Here is a 19,005-nt window from a genome sequence, read left to right as displayed (position 1 = left end):
TATCGCTATGAAGCTGCTCGCCTTTGAAACCGCCACCGAAGCCTGTTCCGTCGCCGTGCATGTGGATGGGCAGGTGCTGGAGCGTTTCGAGGTCGCGCCGCGCCGGCATGCCGAACTGAGCCTGCCGTGGGCCGAGCAGTTGCTGGCCGAGGCCGGCGTTGCCCGCAGCCAGCTCGATGGCATCGCGCTCAGCCGTGGTCCCGGCGCCTTCACCGGCGTGCGCCTGGCCATCGCCATCGCCCAGGGCATCGCGTTGGCGCTGGACCGCCCGTTGCTGCCGGTATCCACGCTGCAGACGCTGGCGTTGCGCGCACCGGCTGATGCGCCACGGGTACTGGCCAGCATCGACGCCCGCATGGGCGAGATCTACGCCGCGCGTTACCTGCGTGATGCGGAGGGTGGGCTGCTGCTGGACGGGCAGGAAGTGCTGGTGGCCCCGGAGGCGTATGAGCTGCCGGACGATGCTTCGGCCTGGTCCGCGGTCGGCACCGGCCTGGGGGCGCTGGAAGGCGTGCTGGCGGCGCGGCTGGCCGGGCGTCTGCCCACGCAGGACCCGGCGGCGCTGCCACATGCGGCGGACGTGCTGAAGATCGCGGTGCCGATGCTGGCCCGTGGCGAAGGCATTGCCCCGGAACGGGTGCAGCCGGCCTACCTGCGCGACAACGTCGCCCTGACCCTGGTCGAGCAACAGGCGCTGCGCGACTCCAAACGCTGAGCGGGCCGCAGGCAGAACCCCACAGGCAGGGATGGAATCCCCGCCGTCACCGCCTCAGCGGTCGTCGCGCAGCTCGCCACCGGGCAGGAATACCCAGGTGCGGGTGACCTGCAGGATGTCGATGTCATCCTCGGTCCGTGGCAGCGCCGGGAATGGCTGCGCCAGTTCGATCACGCGCAGGGCGGTGGCATCGAGCAGCGGCACGCCGCTGCTGCGCAGCACCCGGCTGCTTTCCACGCTGCCGTCGCGGCGCACGCCCACCGTGATCACCACCTGGCCACCCAGTCGGCGCCGGCGTGCCTCGTCGGGGTAGTTGAGGTTGCCCACGCGCTCGGCGCGGTCCACCCAGGCGCGCAGGTAGTTCGCGTAGGCGTATTCGCGGGTGCTGGCCGAGACGAACTTGCGGTTCGGCCGCTTGGCATATTGCTCCGAGCGCAGGTGCACCTCGGCGGCCAGACGCGCCATCTCCGCGTCGCGCTGCTCGCGGGCGGTCATCGGCGCATTGGCATCGGGGCGGTCGGGCAGGGGCCGCGACTGCGCATCGGCGACACGGTCCTGGCCGTGCACGCTGGTGATCACCCGTGCTTCCGGCGGAGGCGGCGCGGCGGCCGACTGCGCCTGCAGCGGCACCGGGGCCAACCCGTCCTGGTTCTGCGGCACCACGCCGGCCTGGCTGTCGCGCGGACGCTGTGCCTTGTCATGGTCGCCGCCGCCCTGCTGGTTGGCCTGGGCGAGGAAGTCGGCCTGCTTGGGCGTCAGTGGCGTGCTGGTCTGGCTGAAGATCACGTCCAGCGTCGGCACCAGCGGCGCGTTGTCGCTGACCGCGAAGCCCACGCCCAGGATCAGCAACCCATGCACCAGCGTGGACAGCACCAGCGTGGCGGTCAGTCGTTGCTGTTCGGTAACGCGTGACGAGGCGGGCAGGCCGGCGGCGGTGGAACTCATTGCGTCAGGCCGGCCTCGATGACGTCGAACAGCTGCCCGGCGATGTTCAGGCCGAACTGGGCGTCCAGCTCGCGCACGCAGGTGGGGCTGGTGACGTTGACCTCGGTCAGGTAGTCGCCGATCACGTCCAGGCCCACGAATCGCATGCCACGGCGCTTCATCTCCGGGCCGACCTGGGCGGCGATCCAGCGGTCGCGCTCGCTCAGCGGGCGGCCTTCGCCGCGGCCACCGGCGGCCAGGTTGCCGCGGAACTCGTCGCCCTGCGGGATGCGCGCCAGGCAGTAGTCCACCGGTTCGCCATCGACCAGCAGGATGCGCTTGTCGCCGGCGCTGATGTCGGGGATGAAGCGCTGCGCCAGGGCCAGTTTGTGGCCGCCTTCGGTCAGCGTTTCCAGGATCACGTTCAGGTTCGGATCGCCCGTGCCGCTGCGGAAGATCGAGCGGCCGCCCATGCCGTCCAGCGGCTTGAGCACCGCCTGGCCGTGTTCAAGCACGAAGGCCTTCAGCTCGGCGGCGCTGCGGCTGACCAGGGTCGGCGGGCAGCACTGCGGGAACAACAGCGCGGCCAGCTTCTCGTTGAAGTCGCGCAGGCCCTGCGGGTCGTTGACCACCAGCGCGCCGGCCTGCTGGGCGATGCCCAGGACGAGGGTGTCGTACAGGTACTCGCCGTCGAACGGCGGGTCCTTGCGCATCAGCACGATCTGGCCGGGGCCGAACGCCAGCGGCGCGAAGGCGCCCAGGGTGAACCAGCCGGCCTTGTCGTCGCGGACCTGCAGCGGCGCCACCTCGGCCATGGCCACCCCCCCGTGCAGGGACAGGCCGCCCGGGCGGACGTAGTGCAGGCGGTGGCCACGGCGCTGGGCTTCCAGCAGCATCGCGAAGGTGGTGTCCTTGGCGATCTTGATGTGGGCGATGGGGTCCATCACCACGATGACGTCTAAAGGCATGGGTCCAATCCGGCAATTCAGACGGTGATGGTAGCTGTTCGTGGCAGGTGCGCCCAGCGCGGGACGGGGCGGGGGAGCCTGAATGGACTTGCGCCATAAATGAGAAGTGCGTCACATGTGAAGGATGTCCGGCCTGTTCCCGTGGACATTGCTTGACAGCAGCCGCGTGGGCTGGGATATAGATGCGCTTTCGCGGCGGCATCGTCGATGCAGGCCGCGCGTTCGGGGAAACAGGAAATGGTTGAAGAAATGGCTGCGGGTGGGGAACTCGCAGGACTGAGGGTGATGGTGATCGATGATTCGAAGACCATCCGGCGTACCGCCGAAACACTTCTGAAACGTGAAGGCTGCGAGGTCGTTACCGCGACCGATGGCTTCGAGGCATTGGCCAAGATCGCCGACCAGCAGCCACAGATCATCTTCGTCGACATCATGATGCCGCGTCTGGACGGGTATCAGACCTGTGCCCTGATCAAGGGTAACCAGCTGTTCAAGTCGACGCCGGTGATCATGCTCTCGTCCAAGGATGGCCTGTTCGACAAGGCACGCGGCCGCATCGTCGGCTCCGAGCAGTACCTCACCAAGCCATTTACCCGCGACGAACTACTGGGTGCCATCCGCACATACGTCAACGCCTGACCAGGGGGTAAGGCAAAATGGCTCGAATTCTGTTGATCGAAGACTCACCGACCGACCGGGCGGTGTTTACGCAATGGCTGGTCAAGGCCGGCCACGAAGTATTGTCGGCGGACAACGCCGAGGAAGGGCTGCAGATCGCACGCAGCCAGGGGCCGCAACTGGTGTTGATGGACGTGGTGCTGCCTGGCATGAGCGGTTTCCAGGCCACGCGCGCGATGTCGCGTGACGAGGCCACCCGCGATATCCCGGTGCTGATCGTCAGCACCAAGAGCATGGAAACGGACAAGGCCTGGGGCATGCGCCAGGGTGCGACCGACTACATCGTCAAGCCGCCGCGTGAGGATGACCTGATCGCGCGGATCAACAAATTGGTGGGTTGATGCGTTCTCCCTTCGACATCCTTGAAGCTTACGAACGGCGCAGCCTGGCGCACGCGGTGCAGTTGCCCGAGCGGCGCTTCTCACAGGATGTCTGGCGCGGGGTGGGCTTCCGCATCGGCACGCGCCACCTGGTGTCCGACTTCCGCGAAGTGGTCGAAATCGTGCCGATGCCGCCGATCACCCTGGTGCCCGGCGCGCAGCCGTGGCTGCTGGGCGTGGGCAACCTGCGCGGCAACCTGTTCCCGGTGGTGGACCTGAAGAATTTCCTCGAAGGCGAGCGTACCGCGCCGCAGGAAGGCCAGCGCGTGCTGATCATGCGCCAGGCCGGCGGCGACGTGGCGCTGGTCATCGACGAGTTGTACGGCCAGCGCAGCTTCGAGCAGCACATGCAGGTGCCGGCCGGTGACATCGCCCAGGGCCGCTATGCCCACTTCGTCGAGCGTGCCTTCCACGACGAGGGGCGCGACTGGGGCGTGTTTTCGCTGTCGTTGCTTTCCCGCACTCCTGAATTCCGGCAGGCCGCCGCCTGATTGGCGTGCCTGCTTCATCGCATTGATATCGAGGTCGAACGATGAGTACTGCTCCTGAATCCACCAGGGCCGGCAAGCTGGGCAACGTGGGCACCAACTTCTGGTTGGGCCTGCTGGTGCTGTCGATGATCGTCTTCGGCGCCAACACCGGTGTGGCAACGTGGCAGGGCAGCCGCCTGGCAGGCGCCAGTACCGGCGCGGCCGACCTGCAGGTGCTGTCACAGCAGCTGGCCAACCAGGGCCGCGACGCCGTGGGCGGCAGCCGCACGGCGTATGCCGCGTTCAAGGACACCCGCAGCAAGATCGAAGGCACCGTGAGCGAGCTGCAGGGCCGCTTCGGCACCGAGGCCGGCGTGTCCCGCCCGCTGGCCAACCTGGTCGACACCTGGAAGCCGCTGTCCAAGAACGCCGAACAGATCGTGGCCAGTGAGCCGGCGATCATGGCGCTGGCCGGCAATGCCGACAGCTTCGTCGGCGCGGTGCCGCAGCTGCAGGCGCAGTTGAACGAGGTGGTGCGCGAAATGACCGCCGGTGGCGCGCAGTCCTCGCAGGTCTACAACGGCCTGCAGCAGGTCGTGGTGGCCGGCACGATGGCCCGCCGCGTGACCGAAATCCGCGCCGGTGGCCCGGGCGCCAGCGGCGCCGGCGACGCGCTTGCGCGCGACATGGTGGTGTTCTCGCAGGTGCTGGAAGGCCTGCGCCACGGCAACCAGGAAATGGGCATCACCGCGGTGCGCAGCGCCGATGCACAGGTGGCGCTGGAGCAGTCGGCCAACCAGTGGGCGAAGATGAAGAAGGACGCCGACGCCATCCTGGCCAGCTCGCGCAACCTGTTCGCCGCACAGTCCTCGGCCACCGCGCTGACCACCGGCTCGGACAAGATGCTGGAGAGCAGCCGCAGGCTGTTCGATGCGTTCTCGGCCTTCGGCTCGACCCGTGATACCCGCATCTTCCCGAACTTCTGGTGGAGCGTGGTGTTCGGCGGCCTGTCGGTGCTGTCGATCATCATGTTCGTCTGGAGCACCGTGCGCAGCCGTTCGCGCGAACAGGAAACCCGCTACCAGACGCAGGTGGAGTTCAACAGCCGCAACCAGCAGGCGATCATGCGGCTGCTGGACGAAATCAGCTCGCTCGGTGAAGGTGACCTGACGGTGAAGGCCTCGGTGACCGAGGACATGACCGGCGCCATCGCCGACGCAATCAACTACGCCGTGGACGAACTGCGCCACCTGGTGACCACCATCAACGACATCTCCAGCAAGGTGGCGGTGTCGGCGCAGGAAACCCAGGCCACCGCCATGCAGCTGGCAGAAGCGGCCGGCCACCAGGCCGACGAGATCACCAGCGCCTCGGACCGCATCGGCGAAATCGCGACCTCCATTGAACAGGTGTCGCGCAACTCCAGCGAGTCGGCCGAAGTGGCACAGCGCTCGGTGGTCATCGCGACCGAGGGTGCCGGCGTGGTGCGCCAGACCATCCAGGGTATGGACCAGATCCGCGACCAGATCCAGGAAACCTCCAAGCGCATCAAGCGGCTGGGCGAGTCCTCGCAGGAAATCGGCTCGATCGTGGAACTGATCAACGACATTTCCGAGCAGACCAACATCCTGGCATTGAACGCGGCCGTGCAGGCGGCGTCGGCCGGTGAAGCGGGCCGCGGCTTCGCGGTCGTGGCCGACGAAGTGCAGCGCCTGGCAGAACGTACCTCCGGCGCGACCCGTCGAATCGAAGGCCTGGTCCAGGCGATTCAGGCCGATACCAACGAAGCGGTCACCTCGATGGAGCAGACCACCGCCGAAGTGGTGTCCGGTGCGCGCCTGGCCGAGGACGCCGGTACCGCGCTGACCGAAATCGAACGCGTGTCCAACGCGCTGAACAACCTCATCAAGAGCATCTCCGTCGCCGCCAACCAGCAGGCCGCAGCCGCTACCGACATCACCCAGACCATGGGCGTGATCCGGCAGATTACCGGCCAGACCTCGCACGGTGCGGGGCAGACCGCCGATTCGCTGGGCCAGCTGAACCAGCTGGCGGCCGAGCTGCGGCGTTCGGTGGCCGACTTCAAGCTGCCGGCTTGAACGGGCTGACTGGTCGGGGATGAAGGGAACCAGCAGATGAAGTATTGCCATACCGCGAAGCAGGGCCAGAACCTCGCCATGCGATCGCTGCTGTACAGGGGAGTGCGATGAGTACCTTGCGCGATGCCATGAGCCACGCGGCGCTGGGCTGGGTCAAGCCGGAGCTGGACGAGACCCTGCGCCAGGTGCGCAACGAGGTCGAGCAGTTCGTTGAAGACCCGAGCGACACCAGCCGCATGCGTTTCTGCGCCGGCTACCTGCACCAGGTGCAGGGCACGCTGCGCATGGTCGAGCTGTACGCCCCGGCGATGGTGGCCGAGGAGCTGGAGCTGCTGGCCAACGCGGTGCGCGACGGCGCCGTGCCCGAGCGCGAGGAAGCCTGCGCCACGCTGATGCGTGGCACCGTGCTGTTGCCGGACTACCTGGAGCGCCTGCAGAACGGCCACCGCGACATCCCGATCGTGCTGCTGCCGCTGCTCAACGAGATCCGCGCCGCGCGTGGTGCCGAAGGCATCAACGAGAGCGTGCTGTTCGCGTTCAACCCCGATGCCAGCGACGCCAGCCCGGCCGAACTGGAACATGCCCGCGGCAGCCTGCGTGGCCGCAACCGCGAACTGCTCGATACGGTCGGCAACGCGGTCAAGGAAGACCTGATGCGCATCAAGGATGCGCTGGACCTGCACGTGCGCACCGGTGGCAACGCGGCCGACCTGCAGACCCAGGTCGACGAACTGCGCGCGGTGTCCGACACGTTGGGCGTGATGGGCCTGGGCGTTGCCCGCGGCATCGTCGCCAAGCAGCGCGACGCGCTGGCCGAGGTGGTCGCCGGCAACCGTGGCATCGACGACAACCTGTTGCTGGATATCGCCGGCTCGCTGCTGTACGTGGACGCCTCGCTGGACGACCAGGTCGCCCACCTCGGCGCGAATGCCGAAGGCGAGGACGACGCGGCCGCGGTGGAGACCCGGCGCACGGTGGAGGTGCTGGCGCACGAAGCCATCGCCAACTTCACCGCCGCGCGGGAATCGTTCGTCGCCTTCATCGAGACCAACTGGGACCACGAGCGCCTGGCCGAAGTGCCGCGCCTGCTCGGCGAGGTCGCCGGCGCGCTGCGCATGCTGGAACTGCCGCAGCCGGCGGACTACCTGCTGGCCGTGCGCCAGTACATCGAATCCGAACTGATCGGACGCCGCCGCATTCCCGGTGGCCGCCAGCTGGATACCCTGGCCGACGCCATGGCCAGCCTGGAGTACTACCTCGAAGCGCTGCGTGACCGCCGCTCGGGCCGCGAGGACATCCTCGACATCACCCGCAGCAGCCTGGAAGCACTGCATTACTGGCCGATCCCGGCATTGACCGTCGACGCGCCGGCCGGCATGGCCGCCGCCGTCACGATGGACGCACCTGCCGTGACGGAAGCTGCCCCGGTTGCGCTCGTCGAGGCCCCGGCAGCGGCCGAGCCGCCGGTCGAGACGCCGCGGTGGGACCTGGAACCGGTGCAGGAAACGCCGGTCATCGTCGAGGAAGCCGCTCCGCAGGCCGAGCCCCCGGTACAGGAGCCGGTTGCCGCGACGGTTCCGCCGCCGCTGCCGGAGATCGTGCCTGCCGCTGCCGCTGCCACGCCAACGCCGGCCTATCCATTGCTGTTCGGCGCGGCCATCCATGCCAAGCCCACCTTGAACGAACTGCCGTCGGTGCCGAATGTCGCCGGGCCGTTCGAGGTGCCGGCCGAACCGGCCGTCACCGCGGATGCGTCGGTGTTCGACCCGGTCGCGGCCGAATACACGCAGCCGGTGGGCAACGACGATGTCGTGGCGCCGATCGTGCTGGAAGAGCGTGACGATGCACCGGCCACGGACATCGCACCCACCGCATTCCAGGCCTTCGACCCGGTGGCCTCCGAGGAGGTCGTGCCCGAGGCTGCGGCATCGACGGTCTTCACCTTCGACAGCAGCCTGCTGGAGCTGGACGATGCGTCTGCGCGCGTCGAGCCGGCCGCGGTGCAGGACGTGACCGTCGCCGACGGCTTCTTCGCGCCGGAGCTGGACGAGGCAGTCACGCTGGAAGCAGCGTCGCCCGTCGAACCCGCCGCGATCGACGCACCGGCTGACTGGCAGCTGGAGGAAGCGCCGCTCCTGCAACAGCCGACCGAAGCCGCCGATGCTGCCACACCGGTGGCACCGGCCGAGGAGCCGTCGGTCGTGGTCGCCCAACAGGTGCCCGAAGCGGTGGAAGTGGCCGATGCCGAGGCTGCCGCCTTCATGGCCGAGCTCAATGCCGCCGCCGACGCGTTCGATCCGTTCGCACGCCCGGCCGCGCCGGAACCGGCACGCGTGCCGGAGCTGGTGGAGGCCGCGGCTGCGGCCGCCGCACCTGCCGCGCGTGCACCGGTGTCGTTCGCCACGCTCGATGGCGGGTTCATCGATGGTGGTGATGACATCGACCAGGACATCCGCGATGTCTTCATCGAGGAGTTCGACGAAGAACTGGTCAACCTGGGGCACCTGTTGACGGCCTGGCGCGCTGCGCCGGGCAACATGGAGCGGCTGCGCCCGGTGCGCCGCGTGTTCCATACCCTCAAGGGCAGTGGTCGCCTGGTTGGCGCACGCACCTTGGGCGAGTTCAGCTGGAAAATCGAAGGCATGCTCAACCGCGTGCTGGACGGCAGTCGCCCGGCCAGCCCGGCCGTGGTCGCCATGGTCAACCAGGCCTATGACGTGCTGCCGGAGCTCAATGCCGCGCTGCGCGGCGCCGGCAGCCTGCATTCGGACCTGCTGGGCATGCAGGATGTGGCCGACCGCGTCGCCGCGGGCGAGGAAGCGTTCTACCAGACGCCGAGTGCTGCGCCTGCTCCGGCACCCGCGCCGGTCGCCGAGGCGATCGTGGCCGAGCCGATGGCGGTGGCCGCCGTCGAGGCGGAAGGCACCCCGGCCTCGGTGGACAGCGTGCTGCGCGAGATCCTCGAAGCCGAGGTCAGCGTGCATCTGGAAACGGTCAATCGCTGGCTGGCACAGTCGAACGCGGCACCGCAGCCGGTCAACGAGGACCTGTTGCGCGCCGTGCACACCATGAGCGGTGCGTTCGCGATGACCGACGTGCCGGTGATCACCAGCATCACCTCGCCGGCCGAATCCTTCGTCAAGCGCTCGCTGGCGGCCGGCATCGTGCCGGGCGCGGTCGGTGTGCAGGCGCTGTCGCAGATGGCAGCGGCCATCGACACCACCATCAACGCACTGCGCGACCCGGCGCCCCGCATCCCGGCATTCCCGGGTGTGGCCGAACGCCTGCAGACGCTGGTCGATGCATTGCCCGATGCCAAGTGGCCGCCGATGCCGGTCGAGGACGAGCTGTCGCTGGACGACGCCGACCCTGCAGCCGTCGAGGAAACCGGTGCGGCGGAGCCGTCCGCCCCGGAACTGTCCATGGCCGAAGACCTGTCGGCGTACCTGGATGCCTCGCTGCTGGAAGGCACGCCGGGCGCCGTGCCGGTGCAGGATGTGCAGACGGATGCCGGACAGGCCATCGAATCGCCTGTGGACCTGTCGTCCGCCGAAGCGGAGATGGCCGTCGAGCCGACGACCACGACGGACGCGGTTGCCGCCGCGTTGAATGTTGTCGATGCAGCCGATACCGCGCAGCAGGATTCCCACGCCGACGTGGATGAAGCCGCACAGCGGGCACCGATCGATGAGGCACCGGTTGCCTTCGCCGACGACGTCCGCCAGACACCCGCAGAAGCGGCCGAAGCGCCGTCCGCGCAGGAAGCGGTTGAGTCTCCGGCGGCTTCGGGGACATCGTCACCGTTCGCCTGGCTGGCGACGGCCGGCGCCGCGGTCGCGGGCGTCGCGGCCGCGGCGTTCCGCAAGGACACGGTAGTCGAGGAGGCCGTTCCGGCCCGCGAGGCGAACGCGCTGGAGCCGTCCGTGTCCGACGAGGCCGAGGTGGCCACGCCGAGCGAAGTCGAAGCGCCGTCGGTGCAGGACGCCGACCTTGTTGCCGACGCCGACGCCGACGTGCAGGTGGCGGAGATCGCGGCGCAGGTGGACGAGGTCGAGGACTTGTCTGCCGCGCTCGCACCGCTGGCGGATAGCGAAACGGTGTCGGTTTCGGAAGCTGCCCTGCACGATGCCGATGCCGAAGGTGCTGTCGCGGTCGGGAACGACGTGGATGCACTGCCGGAAGCGGTTGTCGTCGACGTCGAGGAAACTGCCTCCGACGTCGCAGCGATGGATGCCGCCGTGGACGAAGCGGCGGCCGGTGTCGAGGATGTCGATGTGTCCGCGCCCAGCGAAATGCGGCTGGAAGACACTCGTGACGTCGCCGAAGACGCACCGCTGGAAGACACAGCGGCCGAAGCCGCAGTCGCACCGGTGCTGGAAGACGCTGCGGTCGACGTGCCGGTTGCCGTCATCGTGGAACGCGACGCCGCCGCCACCGCAGGCGCCGAGGTCGCAATCGACCCGGTCGTGGATGCGGAAGAGATCGACACGCTGGCTGCCGATGTGGCCGGGCAGGGCGACGAAATCACGGAGCCGGCTGAATCGGTTGCCGTACCGGTTGCCGACGTGCCGGTCGATGTGCCGGGTACGGCTGCCAGGATCGAACTGGCACCACTGACCGCCCCGTTGCCGGAAGACCAGCCGGTGGTGGTGTCCGAGCCGGTGCTGGCCGAACTGGTGGTCGGACCGCTGGACTTCAACGAGCTGGACCGCGAGCTGGTCGACATCTTCGTCGAGGAAGGCAAGGACCTGCTCGACCACTGCGATGGCCTGCTGCACGAGCTGCGCTCGACGCCGGAGGACCGCGAAGCACTGGCGGGCCTGCAGCGCGACCTGCACACCCTCAAGGGTGGTGCGCGCATGGCCGGCATCAATGCCATTGGCGACCTTGGCCACGGCATCGAATCGCTGCTGGAAGCGGTGGCGGCCAACCGCACCGAGATGACCCGCGGCGACGTCACGCTGCTGGAGCGGGGCTTCGACCGCCTGCACCAGCTGCTGGTGCATACCGGTGACCACCACGCGGTGCAGATGCCGCTGGACCTGATCGGCGCGTTCGAAGCCCGTACCGATGGCCGCGCCGAAGCGGCACCGGCACCGGTCGAGGCACCGGCGCTGGACGCGTCCGCCCCGATGCCGGTGACGGACGAGGTGCAGCCGCAGCCGCTGGCAGCCGCGGTGCCGTTGTCGGCACCGGTGATCGACGAGCAGGCCGCCGAGGAAGAAGGTGCCCCGCGTGGCCAGGAACAGGTGCGCGTGCGCGCGGACCTGCTCGACAGTCTGGTCAACCACGCCGGCGAAGTGGCGATCTACCGCTCGCGCCTGGAGCAGCAGCTCGGTGCCTTCCGTGGCGCCATGGCCGAACTGGACCGCACCAACGCGCGTCTGCGCGACCAGCTGCGCCGCCTGGACCTGGAAACCGAAGCCCAGATCGTCGCCCGCTACCGCCGCGAGCACGAACAGGCCGACCAGACCTTCGACCCGCTGGAATTGGACCGTTTCTCGACGCTGCAGCAGCTCAGCCGTGCGCTGAACGAATCGGCGGCCGACTTGGGCGGCCTGCAGGGCGTGCTCGACGAGCTGTCGCGCAACTACGACACGCTGCTGCAGCAGCAGTCACGCGTGAGCTCGGAACTGCAGGACGGCCTGATGCGCGCGCGCATGGTGCCGTTCGACGGACTGGTGCCGCGCCTGCGTCGCGTGGTCCGCCAGGCCGCGCACGACACCGGCAAGCAGGTGCACCTGAAGCTGGAAGGCACGCACGGCGAACTGGACCGCAACGTGCTCGACCGCATGGTCGCGCCGCTGGAGCACATGCTGCGCAACTCGGTTGCGCATGGCCTGGAAGAACCGGCCGCACGTGCCCGGGCCGGCAAGGTCGAGGAAGGCGAGATTGCCCTGCGCCTGCGCCGCGAAGGGTCGGAAATCGTGCTGGAAGTGGCCGATGACGGCGCCGGCCTGGACCGCGCGGCGATCCGCCGTCGCGCCGAGCAGCGTGGCCTGCTGGGCGCCGACGAGCAGATCGACGACAGCCAGCTGGACCAGATGATCTTCGCCTCGGGCTTCAGCACCAGCGAGCAGGTCAGCCAGCTGGCCGGCCGTGGCGTGGGCATGGACGTGGTGCGCAACGAAGTACGCCAGCTCGGCGGCTCGGTGGACATTCATTCCGAGCGTGGCCACGGCGCCACCTTCACCCTGCGCCTGCCGCAGACGCTGGCGGTCACCCAGGCGGTGTTCGTCCGCATCGGCGAGACCACTTACGCGGTGCCGGTGGCATCGGTCAGCGGTATCGGCCGCATTTCCCGCGAGCGCTTCGAATCCGGGCAGAGCGGTTACCACTACAACGGCGAAGACTTCACCCTGTACAACCTGGGCACCCTGGTCGGCCAGGCCGCGGCCAAGGCCGAAGGCCAGAACGAGATCCCGTTGCTGCTGGTGCGCTCGGGCGACCTGCGCGCAGCGGTGGCGATCGACCAGGTGCTGGGCAACCGCGAAATCGTGGTCAAGCCGGTGGGCCTGCAGATCGCCTCGGTGCCGGGCATCTACGGCGCCACCATCACCGGCGAAGGCAACGTGGTGGTGATCCTGGACGTCGCGCCGCTGGTGCGTCGCCACCTGGCCCAGCCGCAGCAGGCGGTGGAGGCGACCGTGGTCACCAGCCAGCGCCATGCGCCGCTGGTGATGGTGGTCGACGATTCGCTGACCATGCGCAAGGTCACCGGCCGCGTGCTGGAGCGCCACAACTTCGAGGTTGCCGCCGCACGCGACGGCGTCGAGGCGCTGGAGCTGCTGGAAGAGCGCGTGCCCGACCTGATGCTGCTGGACATCGAGATGCCGCGCATGGACGGCTACGAGCTGGCCACCGCCATGCGCGCCGACCCGCGCTACAAGGACGTGCCGATCGTGATGATCACCTCGCGCAGCGGTGACAAGCATCGCCAGCGTGCGTTCGAGATCGGCGTGCAGCGTTACCTGGGCAAGCCGTACCAGGAGCTGGACCTGATGCGCAATGTCTACGACCTGCTGGGGATCGCACGTGTACGCGAATGACACCACCAAGCCGGTAGCCCTGCTGGCCCGTGCCGGTGCGGCACGCGAACGCCTGCGTGAGGCAATTGCCGCCGCCGGTGGCCACGTCGTGCTGGAGGAGGATCCCAACCAGCTCGACGGTGCCGCCCTGGAAGCCGCTGCGCCGCAGGTGGTGCTGGTGGCGTTGGAGCCGGCGATCGAGGACGCCCTGGAGCGCCTGGAGCCGCTGCTCGAAGCCCCGCACCTGACCCTGATGTTCGAGGAAGCCGAACTGGCCGCGCGTCGCGAGGGCTGGGAGGCGCAGCGCTGGATCCGCCACCTGGCCGCCAAGCTGCAGGGACATGGCAACGTGCTGCCCCCGGGGCAGGAGGACGATGCCGCCGAGCCGGCCGCCGCACTCGAACCGGGGCTGCCGGAACGTCCGGCCGATCGCCATGTCGATGCGCCGTTGCAGTTCCACCTCGACGAGGCATTCGTCGAGTCGGTGGACGTGCCGGCCGACGCGCTGTACGTGCCGCCGGTCGTGCCCGAAGAGCGTCCGCAGGTGCTTTCCTTCGAGGAACTGATCGCAACGCCGGCGGCCGAGCCGCCGGTGCTGCCGCCGCCGCTGCCGGAACCGGCCGGGACCGAACCGGCCGTGCAGGTGCCGGCGGCGGAGACCGCCGAACCGGTCATGGACTTCAGCAAGTGGTCGCTGGTCGAGGAAGAGGGTTACCAGGAGGTTGCGGCGACGCCGGAGGCCCCGCCACCGCCCGCGCTTGCCAGCCTGCTGAACACCTCGCTGTCGCTGGTCGACATCGAGGAAGAAGGTGCCGATGGCGGAGCAGTGCTGCTGTTCGCCGGCATCGGCGGCCCGGACGCGGTGCGCCGCGTGCTGGCCGGCCTGCCGGAAGATTTCGCGCGCCCGGTGCTGGTGCAGTTGCGCCTGGACGGTGGCCGGTACGCCAACCTGGTCAAGCAGATGTCGCGTGCGACCAGCTTGCCGGTGAGCCTTGCCGAACCGGGCGTCAGCCTGGCCGGCGGCAATGTCTACATCCTGCCGGATGCCACCAGCCTGTCGTCCGAGGGCGGCTTGCGCTTTGGCGACGGGCAGGGTGACCTGCTGGAGGCATTAGACCCGGTGCGCAGCGCGGTGATGCTGCTCAGTGGCGCCGATGTCGGCCTGGTCGAACCGGTGCTGGCGTTCGCCGAACGCGGTGGCTGGGTCGCGGGCCAGATCGGTGAAGGCTGCTACGACCCGGCGGCGGCCAGCCAGCTGGCGGTTGCCGGCAAGCCGGCGGGCGACCCGGAGTATCTGGTCGCCGAACTGGCAACGCATTGCGCCGGCTGATGCCGGCGCAACCAAGGAATCGACGATGAGCTACGCAAACAACGACGAAGTACGTGGGGTCCTGATCCAGGCCGGCAACGAGCGCGTGCTGTTGCCCAATGCCACGGTCGCGGAAATGATGTCGCGTGTGCCGGTCGAGCCGATCGGCAATGCCCCGGCCTGGCTGGTCGGCCAGATCGCCTGGCACGGCTGGAGCGTCCCGCTGCTGTCCTATGCCGGCCTGAGCGGGCAGGGCGGCGAGCCGGTCAGCGGCAACAACAAGGTGGTGGTGCTCAAGGCCCTGGGTGGAAACCCGGAGCTGCCGTACTTCGCGCTGCTGACCCAGTCCTTCCCGCAGTTGATCGCGGTGCCCCGCGATGGCCTGCTGGCCGACGCATCGGAAGAAAGCCTGCCGGGCGTGGTGCACATGCGCGTGCTGCTGGGCGAGCAGAGTGCCCTGCTGCCGGACCTGGATGCCATCGAAAGCGCGGTGACCGCGGCGCTGGCGGCCGCCTGAGCCCAGCGCCGGGACAGGAAAGCCGCGCACTCGCGCGGCTTTTTTATATGTCACCAGCCTGTGCTGCCGCCACCGCCTGCCGGGCCACTCGCGCGTGCACCCGGCAACGCTCAGAGATCGCCCAGCTTCGCCTGCAATGCGGCGATGGCCGCCAGCCCCGCGGTTTCGGTGCGCAGGATGCGCGGGCCGAGCTGCAGGCCCTGGAAGCCGGCATCGGCCAGTTGCTGGCGGTCACGGGGCGACCAGCCGCCTTCCGGACCGATCGCGATCACCACGCCATTGGCCGGTGCCGCCTCCAGCGTGGCAAGGCGATGCTCACCCTGCGGGTCCAACGTCAGTCGCAGGGTCTGGGGCGGCAAGGCCGCGGCCGCGGCGGCCAATGACAGCGGTGCGTCGATCCGGGGAATCCGGGCGCGGCCGGATTGCCCGCAGGCCGAGCCAACCACGCTGCGCCAGTGCGCCAGCCGTTTCTCGGCGCGCGCCGCATCCAGCTTCACCTCGGTGCGCTCGGCGTTGACCGGCAGGATCCGGCCCACGCCCAGTTCGGTGGCCTTCTGCAGGATCAGGTCCATCTTCTCGCCGCGCGCGATGCCCTGCAGCAGAGTGATCGTCAGCGGCGATTCGTTGTCCAGTGCGTCGGAGCGGTCGACATGCACCTGCACCTCGCGCTTGCCGATGCTGCTCACCGTGGCGGCGTAATCGTGGCCGTCACCGTTGAACAGCACGCAGCCTTCGCCTTCGCGCAGGCGCATCACCCGCACCAGGTGATTGGCGGCCTCTTCGGGCAGCGACAGGGTCTGGCCCACCTGCAGCGGCAGGTCGACGGGGCAACGGGTCAGGCGCATCGGGGGACCTCGCGATGGCGGGTCGGCGGGAAAGGGGCCGGGTCTGCTAGCATTTCAGGCTCATGAGAACGTATCTGCCAATGCGCATTCTATCGATCCTCCGCATTCGTGCCGGGGCCCACGCATGAGCCGCCGGTTGCCGCAGATCCACAAGGTGGTCGAGCAGGACATCGGTCCGTTCCGCCAGGAACAGCTGGACCTGGAGTTTTCCAACGGTGAACGCCGCCACTTCCAACGGCTGGTGAGCCGTGGGCATGGCGCGGTGGTGGTGGTGCCGATGCTGGACGCCGAGACCGTGCTGCTGGTGCGCGAGTACGCCGCCGGCCTGCACCGCTACGAACTGGGCTTGGTCAAGGGCCGCATCGATGCCGGCGAAACCCCTGAACAGGCCGCCGACCGCGAGCTGAAGGAAGAAGCCGGCTACGGTGCGCGCAAGGTCGAGGTCCTGCGTGCGATGACATTGGCACCGACCTACATGAGCCACGCGTCCTGGCTGGTGCTGGCGCGTGACCTGTACCCGGAACGGCTGGCCGGGGATGAGCCGGAGGAGCTGGAAGTGGTGCCGTGGAAGCTGGCCGAGCTGGACCAGCTGATGCTGCGCGAGGACTTCTCCGAAGGCCGCTCGCTGGCGGCGCTGTTCATCGCCCGCGAGTGGCTGGGGAAGCAGGCATGAGTGGGCTGGACCGTTTGCAGCGCGAGGCGGTGATCGACATTGCCCAGCGTGCCGGCGTCGCGATCATGCAGGTCTACGCCAATGGCTTCGATATCGAACGCAAGGACGATGACAGCCCGGTCACCACCGCCGACCTGGCCGCACACCGGCTGATCGTCGACGGCCTGGCGGCACTGACGCCCGACATCCCGGTGCTGTCGGAGGAGTCGGCGCAGCTGCCATGGGAAACCCGTCGGCAGTGGTCGCGCTACTGGCTGGTCGACCCGCTCGACGGCACCCGCGAATTCATCAAGCGCAATGGCGAGTTCAGCGTGAACATCGCGCTGATCGTCGATGGCCACGCGGTGTTCGGCGTGGTGCAGGCACCGGTGACCGGGGTGGTCTGGCACGCAATGCGTGGCGACAGGGCCTATCGCCGGGAGAACGGACAGGACGAGGTGATCATCACCCGCGTGCCGCCGGCGCTGCCGTTGCGTGTGGCCGCCAGCCGTTCGCACCGCAGCGGCCGTACCGAGTTGCTGCTGCAGCGCATGGGCGAGATCGAGATGGTCGCGCAGGGCTCGTCACTGAAGTTCTGCCGCATCGCCGAGGGCACGCTGGACGTGTACCCGCGGCTGGGACCGACCAGTGAATGGGACACGGCCGCCGGGCAATGCGTGCTGGAGGCCGCCGGTGGCGTGCTGCTGGCCGCCGACAGCGGCGCACCGTTCCAGTACAACCAGCGGCCGCGTCTGCTCAATGGCGACTTCGTCGCGTTGGGGGATGCCTCGCTGCCGTGGCAGGACTGGGTGGCCGGGCTCTGAGCCCACTGCCTGCATGCTGATCCGCGCCGGCCGACGCCGGCGCTTTGTTGATGAGGGCACCACCGACATGTCCGGGCGCAACGACATCCAGACGCTGTTGAACATCATGGCGCGCCTGCGCGATCCGGCCGGCGGCTGTCCGTGGGACCTGCAGCAGGACTTCGCCAGCATCGCGCCGTACACCGTCGAGGAAGCCTACGAGGTGGCCGATGCGATCGATCGCAACGACCTGGACGACCTGAAGGACGAACTCGGCGACCTGCTGCTGCAGGTGGTGTTTCACGCGCAGATGGCCAGTGAGCAGGGCGCGTTCGACTTCGGTGACGTGGTGGCCTCGATCAGCGACAAGATGGTCCGCCGCCATCCGCACATCTTCGCCGACGCCCGCGTTGACGGTGCCGGCGATGTCAGCGCCAACTGGGAACAGATCAAGCGCGCCGAGCGTGCCGCCCGGGGCGAGACCGATGATTCGGCGCTGGCCGGCATCTCGCGTGGCCTGCCGGAATGGCAACGGGCGACCAAGCTGCAGTCGCGTGCCGCGCGCACCGGCTTCGACTGGCCCGACCCGGTGCCGGTGCTGGACAAGCTGCGCGAGGAGGTGGATGAGGTGCAGGCCGAGTTCGCCGCCGGGCCGGTCGATGCCAACCAGGCGCGCCTGCAGGAGGAGATCGGCGACGTGCTGTTCGTCTGCGCCAACCTCGCGCGGCATGCGCGCGTCGATGTCGGCACCGCGTTGCGCCAGGCCAACCTCAAGTTCGAGCGCCGCTTCCGCGCGATGGAAACACACGCGCGGGCACGCGGTGGTGCCATGCAGGACCTGGACCTGGCGCAGCAGGAAGCACTGTGGCGGCAGGTGAAGGACGAGGAAAAGGGCGCGGCGCGATGAAGACGGCGTTGCTGTTCCTGCTGACCGCGGTGGCCGAGATCGTCGGCTGCTACCTGCCGTGGTTGTGGCTGCGCAAACAGGGCAGTCCCTGGCTGCTGCTGCCGGCGGCGGCGAGCCTGGCGCTGTTTGCCTGGCTGCTGACCTTGCACCCCACCGCCAGCGGGCGCGTCTATGCGGCCTACGGCGGCGTCTATGTGTGCGTGGCGCTGCTGTGGCTGTGGCTGGTGGACGCGGTGCGGCCGAGCCGCTGGGACCTGCTGGGCGGTGGCCTGTGCCTGCTAGGCATGGCCGTGATCATGTTCGCGCCACGCGCCGACTGAAGGTTCTATCCTGCGCGCGGGAACCCCGGGAGCAGGCCATGTCGCGTTTCAGCAGTTTCCGCCAGTTCTACCCGTACTACCTGCAGGAGCACCGCAACCGCACCTGCCGCCGGCTGCACTTCATCGGCAGCTGGGGCGTGCTCGGCTGCCTAGCGCTGGCCATGTGGCAGCAGCAATGGGGCTGGTTGCTGGCCGCGCTGCTGTGCGGCTACGGCTTTGCCTGGGTGGGGCACTTCTTTTTCGAGAAGAACCGCCCGGCCACCTTCAGCCATCCGTTCTATTCCTTCGCCGGCGACTGGGTGATGTTCGCCGACATCCTGCGCGGGCGCCTGCCGCTGTAACCGGCGGGGCTGGCTATACTCGCCCCATCACACAGGCTCGGGAGAGGGC

The 19,005-nt window shown here is 68.7% G+C and carries 16 protein-coding genes; 13 read left to right on the top strand and 3 right to left on the bottom strand.

Going from position 1 to position 19,005, the window contains the following annotated elements; genetic code table 11:
* The first annotated feature begins 7 nt into the window (after nt 1-7).
* Nucleotides 8-715, top strand: a complete 708-nt coding sequence (gene tsaB / locus IB227_RS10740) for a tRNA (adenosine(37)-N6)-threonylcarbamoyltransferase complex dimerization subunit type 1 TsaB (RefSeq protein WP_192287410.1) — start codon at nt 8-10, stop codon at nt 713-715.
* Nucleotides 716-769: 54 nt separating this feature from the next.
* Here tsaB and IB227_RS10735 read toward each other — a convergent pair whose 3' ends face one another.
* Nucleotides 770-1,660, bottom strand: a complete 891-nt coding sequence (locus IB227_RS10735; RefSeq protein ID WP_132865311.1) for an energy transducer TonB — start codon at nt 1,658-1,660, stop codon at nt 770-772.
* A complete protein-coding gene (gshB, locus tag IB227_RS10730) occupies nt 1,657-2,607 on the bottom strand; it encodes a glutathione synthase (RefSeq protein ID WP_192287409.1) in 951 nt (316 codons plus the stop codon). The genes IB227_RS10735 and gshB overlap by 4 nt, the downstream gene beginning before the upstream one ends.
* Nucleotides 2,608-2,844: 237 nt before the next feature.
* Here gshB and pilG point away from each other — a divergent pair, with 237 nt between their 5' ends.
* From pilG to IB227_RS10695, 7 genes are all read left to right on the top strand, one after another.
* On the top strand, nt 2,845-3,246 hold the full coding sequence (gene pilG / locus IB227_RS10725; protein WP_132866201.1) for a twitching motility response regulator PilG: 402 nt from the start codon (nt 2,845-2,847) through the stop codon (nt 3,244-3,246).
* Between the two features lie 17 nt (nt 3,247-3,263).
* A complete protein-coding gene (locus IB227_RS10720; RefSeq protein ID WP_132865309.1) occupies nt 3,264-3,626 on the top strand; it encodes a response regulator in 363 nt (120 codons plus the stop codon).
* Nucleotides 3,626-4,156, top strand: a complete 531-nt coding sequence (locus IB227_RS10715; protein ID WP_132865308.1) for a chemotaxis protein CheW — start codon at nt 3,626-3,628, stop codon at nt 4,154-4,156. The genes IB227_RS10720 and IB227_RS10715 overlap by 1 nt, the downstream gene beginning before the upstream one ends.
* A gap of 41 nt (nt 4,157-4,197) precedes the next feature.
* The gene (locus tag IB227_RS10710; protein ID WP_132865307.1) at nt 4,198-6,234 is read left to right on the top strand and encodes a methyl-accepting chemotaxis protein; all 2,037 of its coding nucleotides are present in this window, start codon (nt 4,198-4,200) and stop codon (nt 6,232-6,234) included.
* 107 nt (nt 6,235-6,341) lie between these two features.
* The gene (locus tag IB227_RS10705) at nt 6,342-13,283 is read left to right on the top strand and encodes an Hpt domain-containing protein (protein WP_192287408.1); all 6,942 of its coding nucleotides are present in this window, start codon (nt 6,342-6,344) and stop codon (nt 13,281-13,283) included.
* Entirely contained in the window at nt 13,270-14,592 is a 1,323-nt protein-coding gene (locus IB227_RS10700) for a chemotaxis protein CheB (RefSeq protein WP_318639541.1), read from the top strand. Before IB227_RS10705 ends, IB227_RS10700 begins: the two co-directional genes overlap by 14 nt.
* A 25-nt stretch (nt 14,593-14,617) precedes the next feature.
* Complete coding sequence (locus tag IB227_RS10695; protein ID WP_132865304.1) at nt 14,618-15,088, top strand: chemotaxis protein CheW; 471 nt, start codon at nt 14,618-14,620, stop codon at nt 15,086-15,088.
* 110 nt (nt 15,089-15,198) lie between these two features.
* On the opposite strand, the gene IB227_RS10690 is transcribed toward IB227_RS10695, so the two are convergent.
* Complete coding sequence (locus IB227_RS10690) at nt 15,199-15,933, bottom strand: 16S rRNA (uracil(1498)-N(3))-methyltransferase (RefSeq protein ID WP_192287406.1); 735 nt, start codon at nt 15,931-15,933, stop codon at nt 15,199-15,201.
* 124 nt (nt 15,934-16,057) lie between these two features.
* Between IB227_RS10690 and nudE the strand changes: the two genes are divergently transcribed.
* The 5 genes from nudE to IB227_RS10665 all read left to right on the top strand — a co-directional run bounded on the left by nudE (nt 16,058) and on the right by IB227_RS10665 (nt 18,956).
* Complete coding sequence (gene nudE, locus IB227_RS10685) at nt 16,058-16,606, top strand: ADP compounds hydrolase NudE (protein WP_132865302.1); 549 nt, start codon at nt 16,058-16,060, stop codon at nt 16,604-16,606.
* Nucleotides 16,603-17,409 (top strand): 3'(2'),5'-bisphosphate nucleotidase CysQ, encoded by an 807-nt coding sequence (gene cysQ, locus IB227_RS10680; protein WP_132865301.1) that lies wholly within the window; start codon nt 16,603-16,605, stop codon nt 17,407-17,409. The genes nudE and cysQ overlap by 4 nt, the downstream gene beginning before the upstream one ends.
* A 67-nt stretch (nt 17,410-17,476) precedes the next feature.
* Nucleotides 17,477-18,295: a nucleoside triphosphate pyrophosphohydrolase gene (mazG, locus tag IB227_RS10675; protein ID WP_192287914.1), complete on the top strand. Its 819-nt coding sequence runs from the start codon at nt 17,477-17,479 to the stop codon at nt 18,293-18,295.
* Complete coding sequence (locus IB227_RS10670; RefSeq protein ID WP_132865299.1) at nt 18,292-18,615, top strand: YnfA family protein; 324 nt, start codon at nt 18,292-18,294, stop codon at nt 18,613-18,615. Before mazG ends, IB227_RS10670 begins: the two co-directional genes overlap by 4 nt.
* 38 nt (nt 18,616-18,653) lie before the next feature.
* On the top strand, nt 18,654-18,956 hold the full coding sequence (locus tag IB227_RS10665) for a DUF962 domain-containing protein (RefSeq protein WP_132865298.1): 303 nt from the start codon (nt 18,654-18,656) through the stop codon (nt 18,954-18,956).
* Nucleotides 18,957-19,005: the final 49 nt, after the last annotated feature.

Source organism: Stenotrophomonas sp. STM01 (assembly GCF_014852135.1).
GTDB lineage: Bacteria > Pseudomonadota > Gammaproteobacteria > Xanthomonadales > Xanthomonadaceae > Stenotrophomonas > Stenotrophomonas capsici.
The sequence above is the reverse complement of the archived record's forward strand: the minus strand, read 5'-3'. Positions and strand labels throughout refer to the sequence as shown.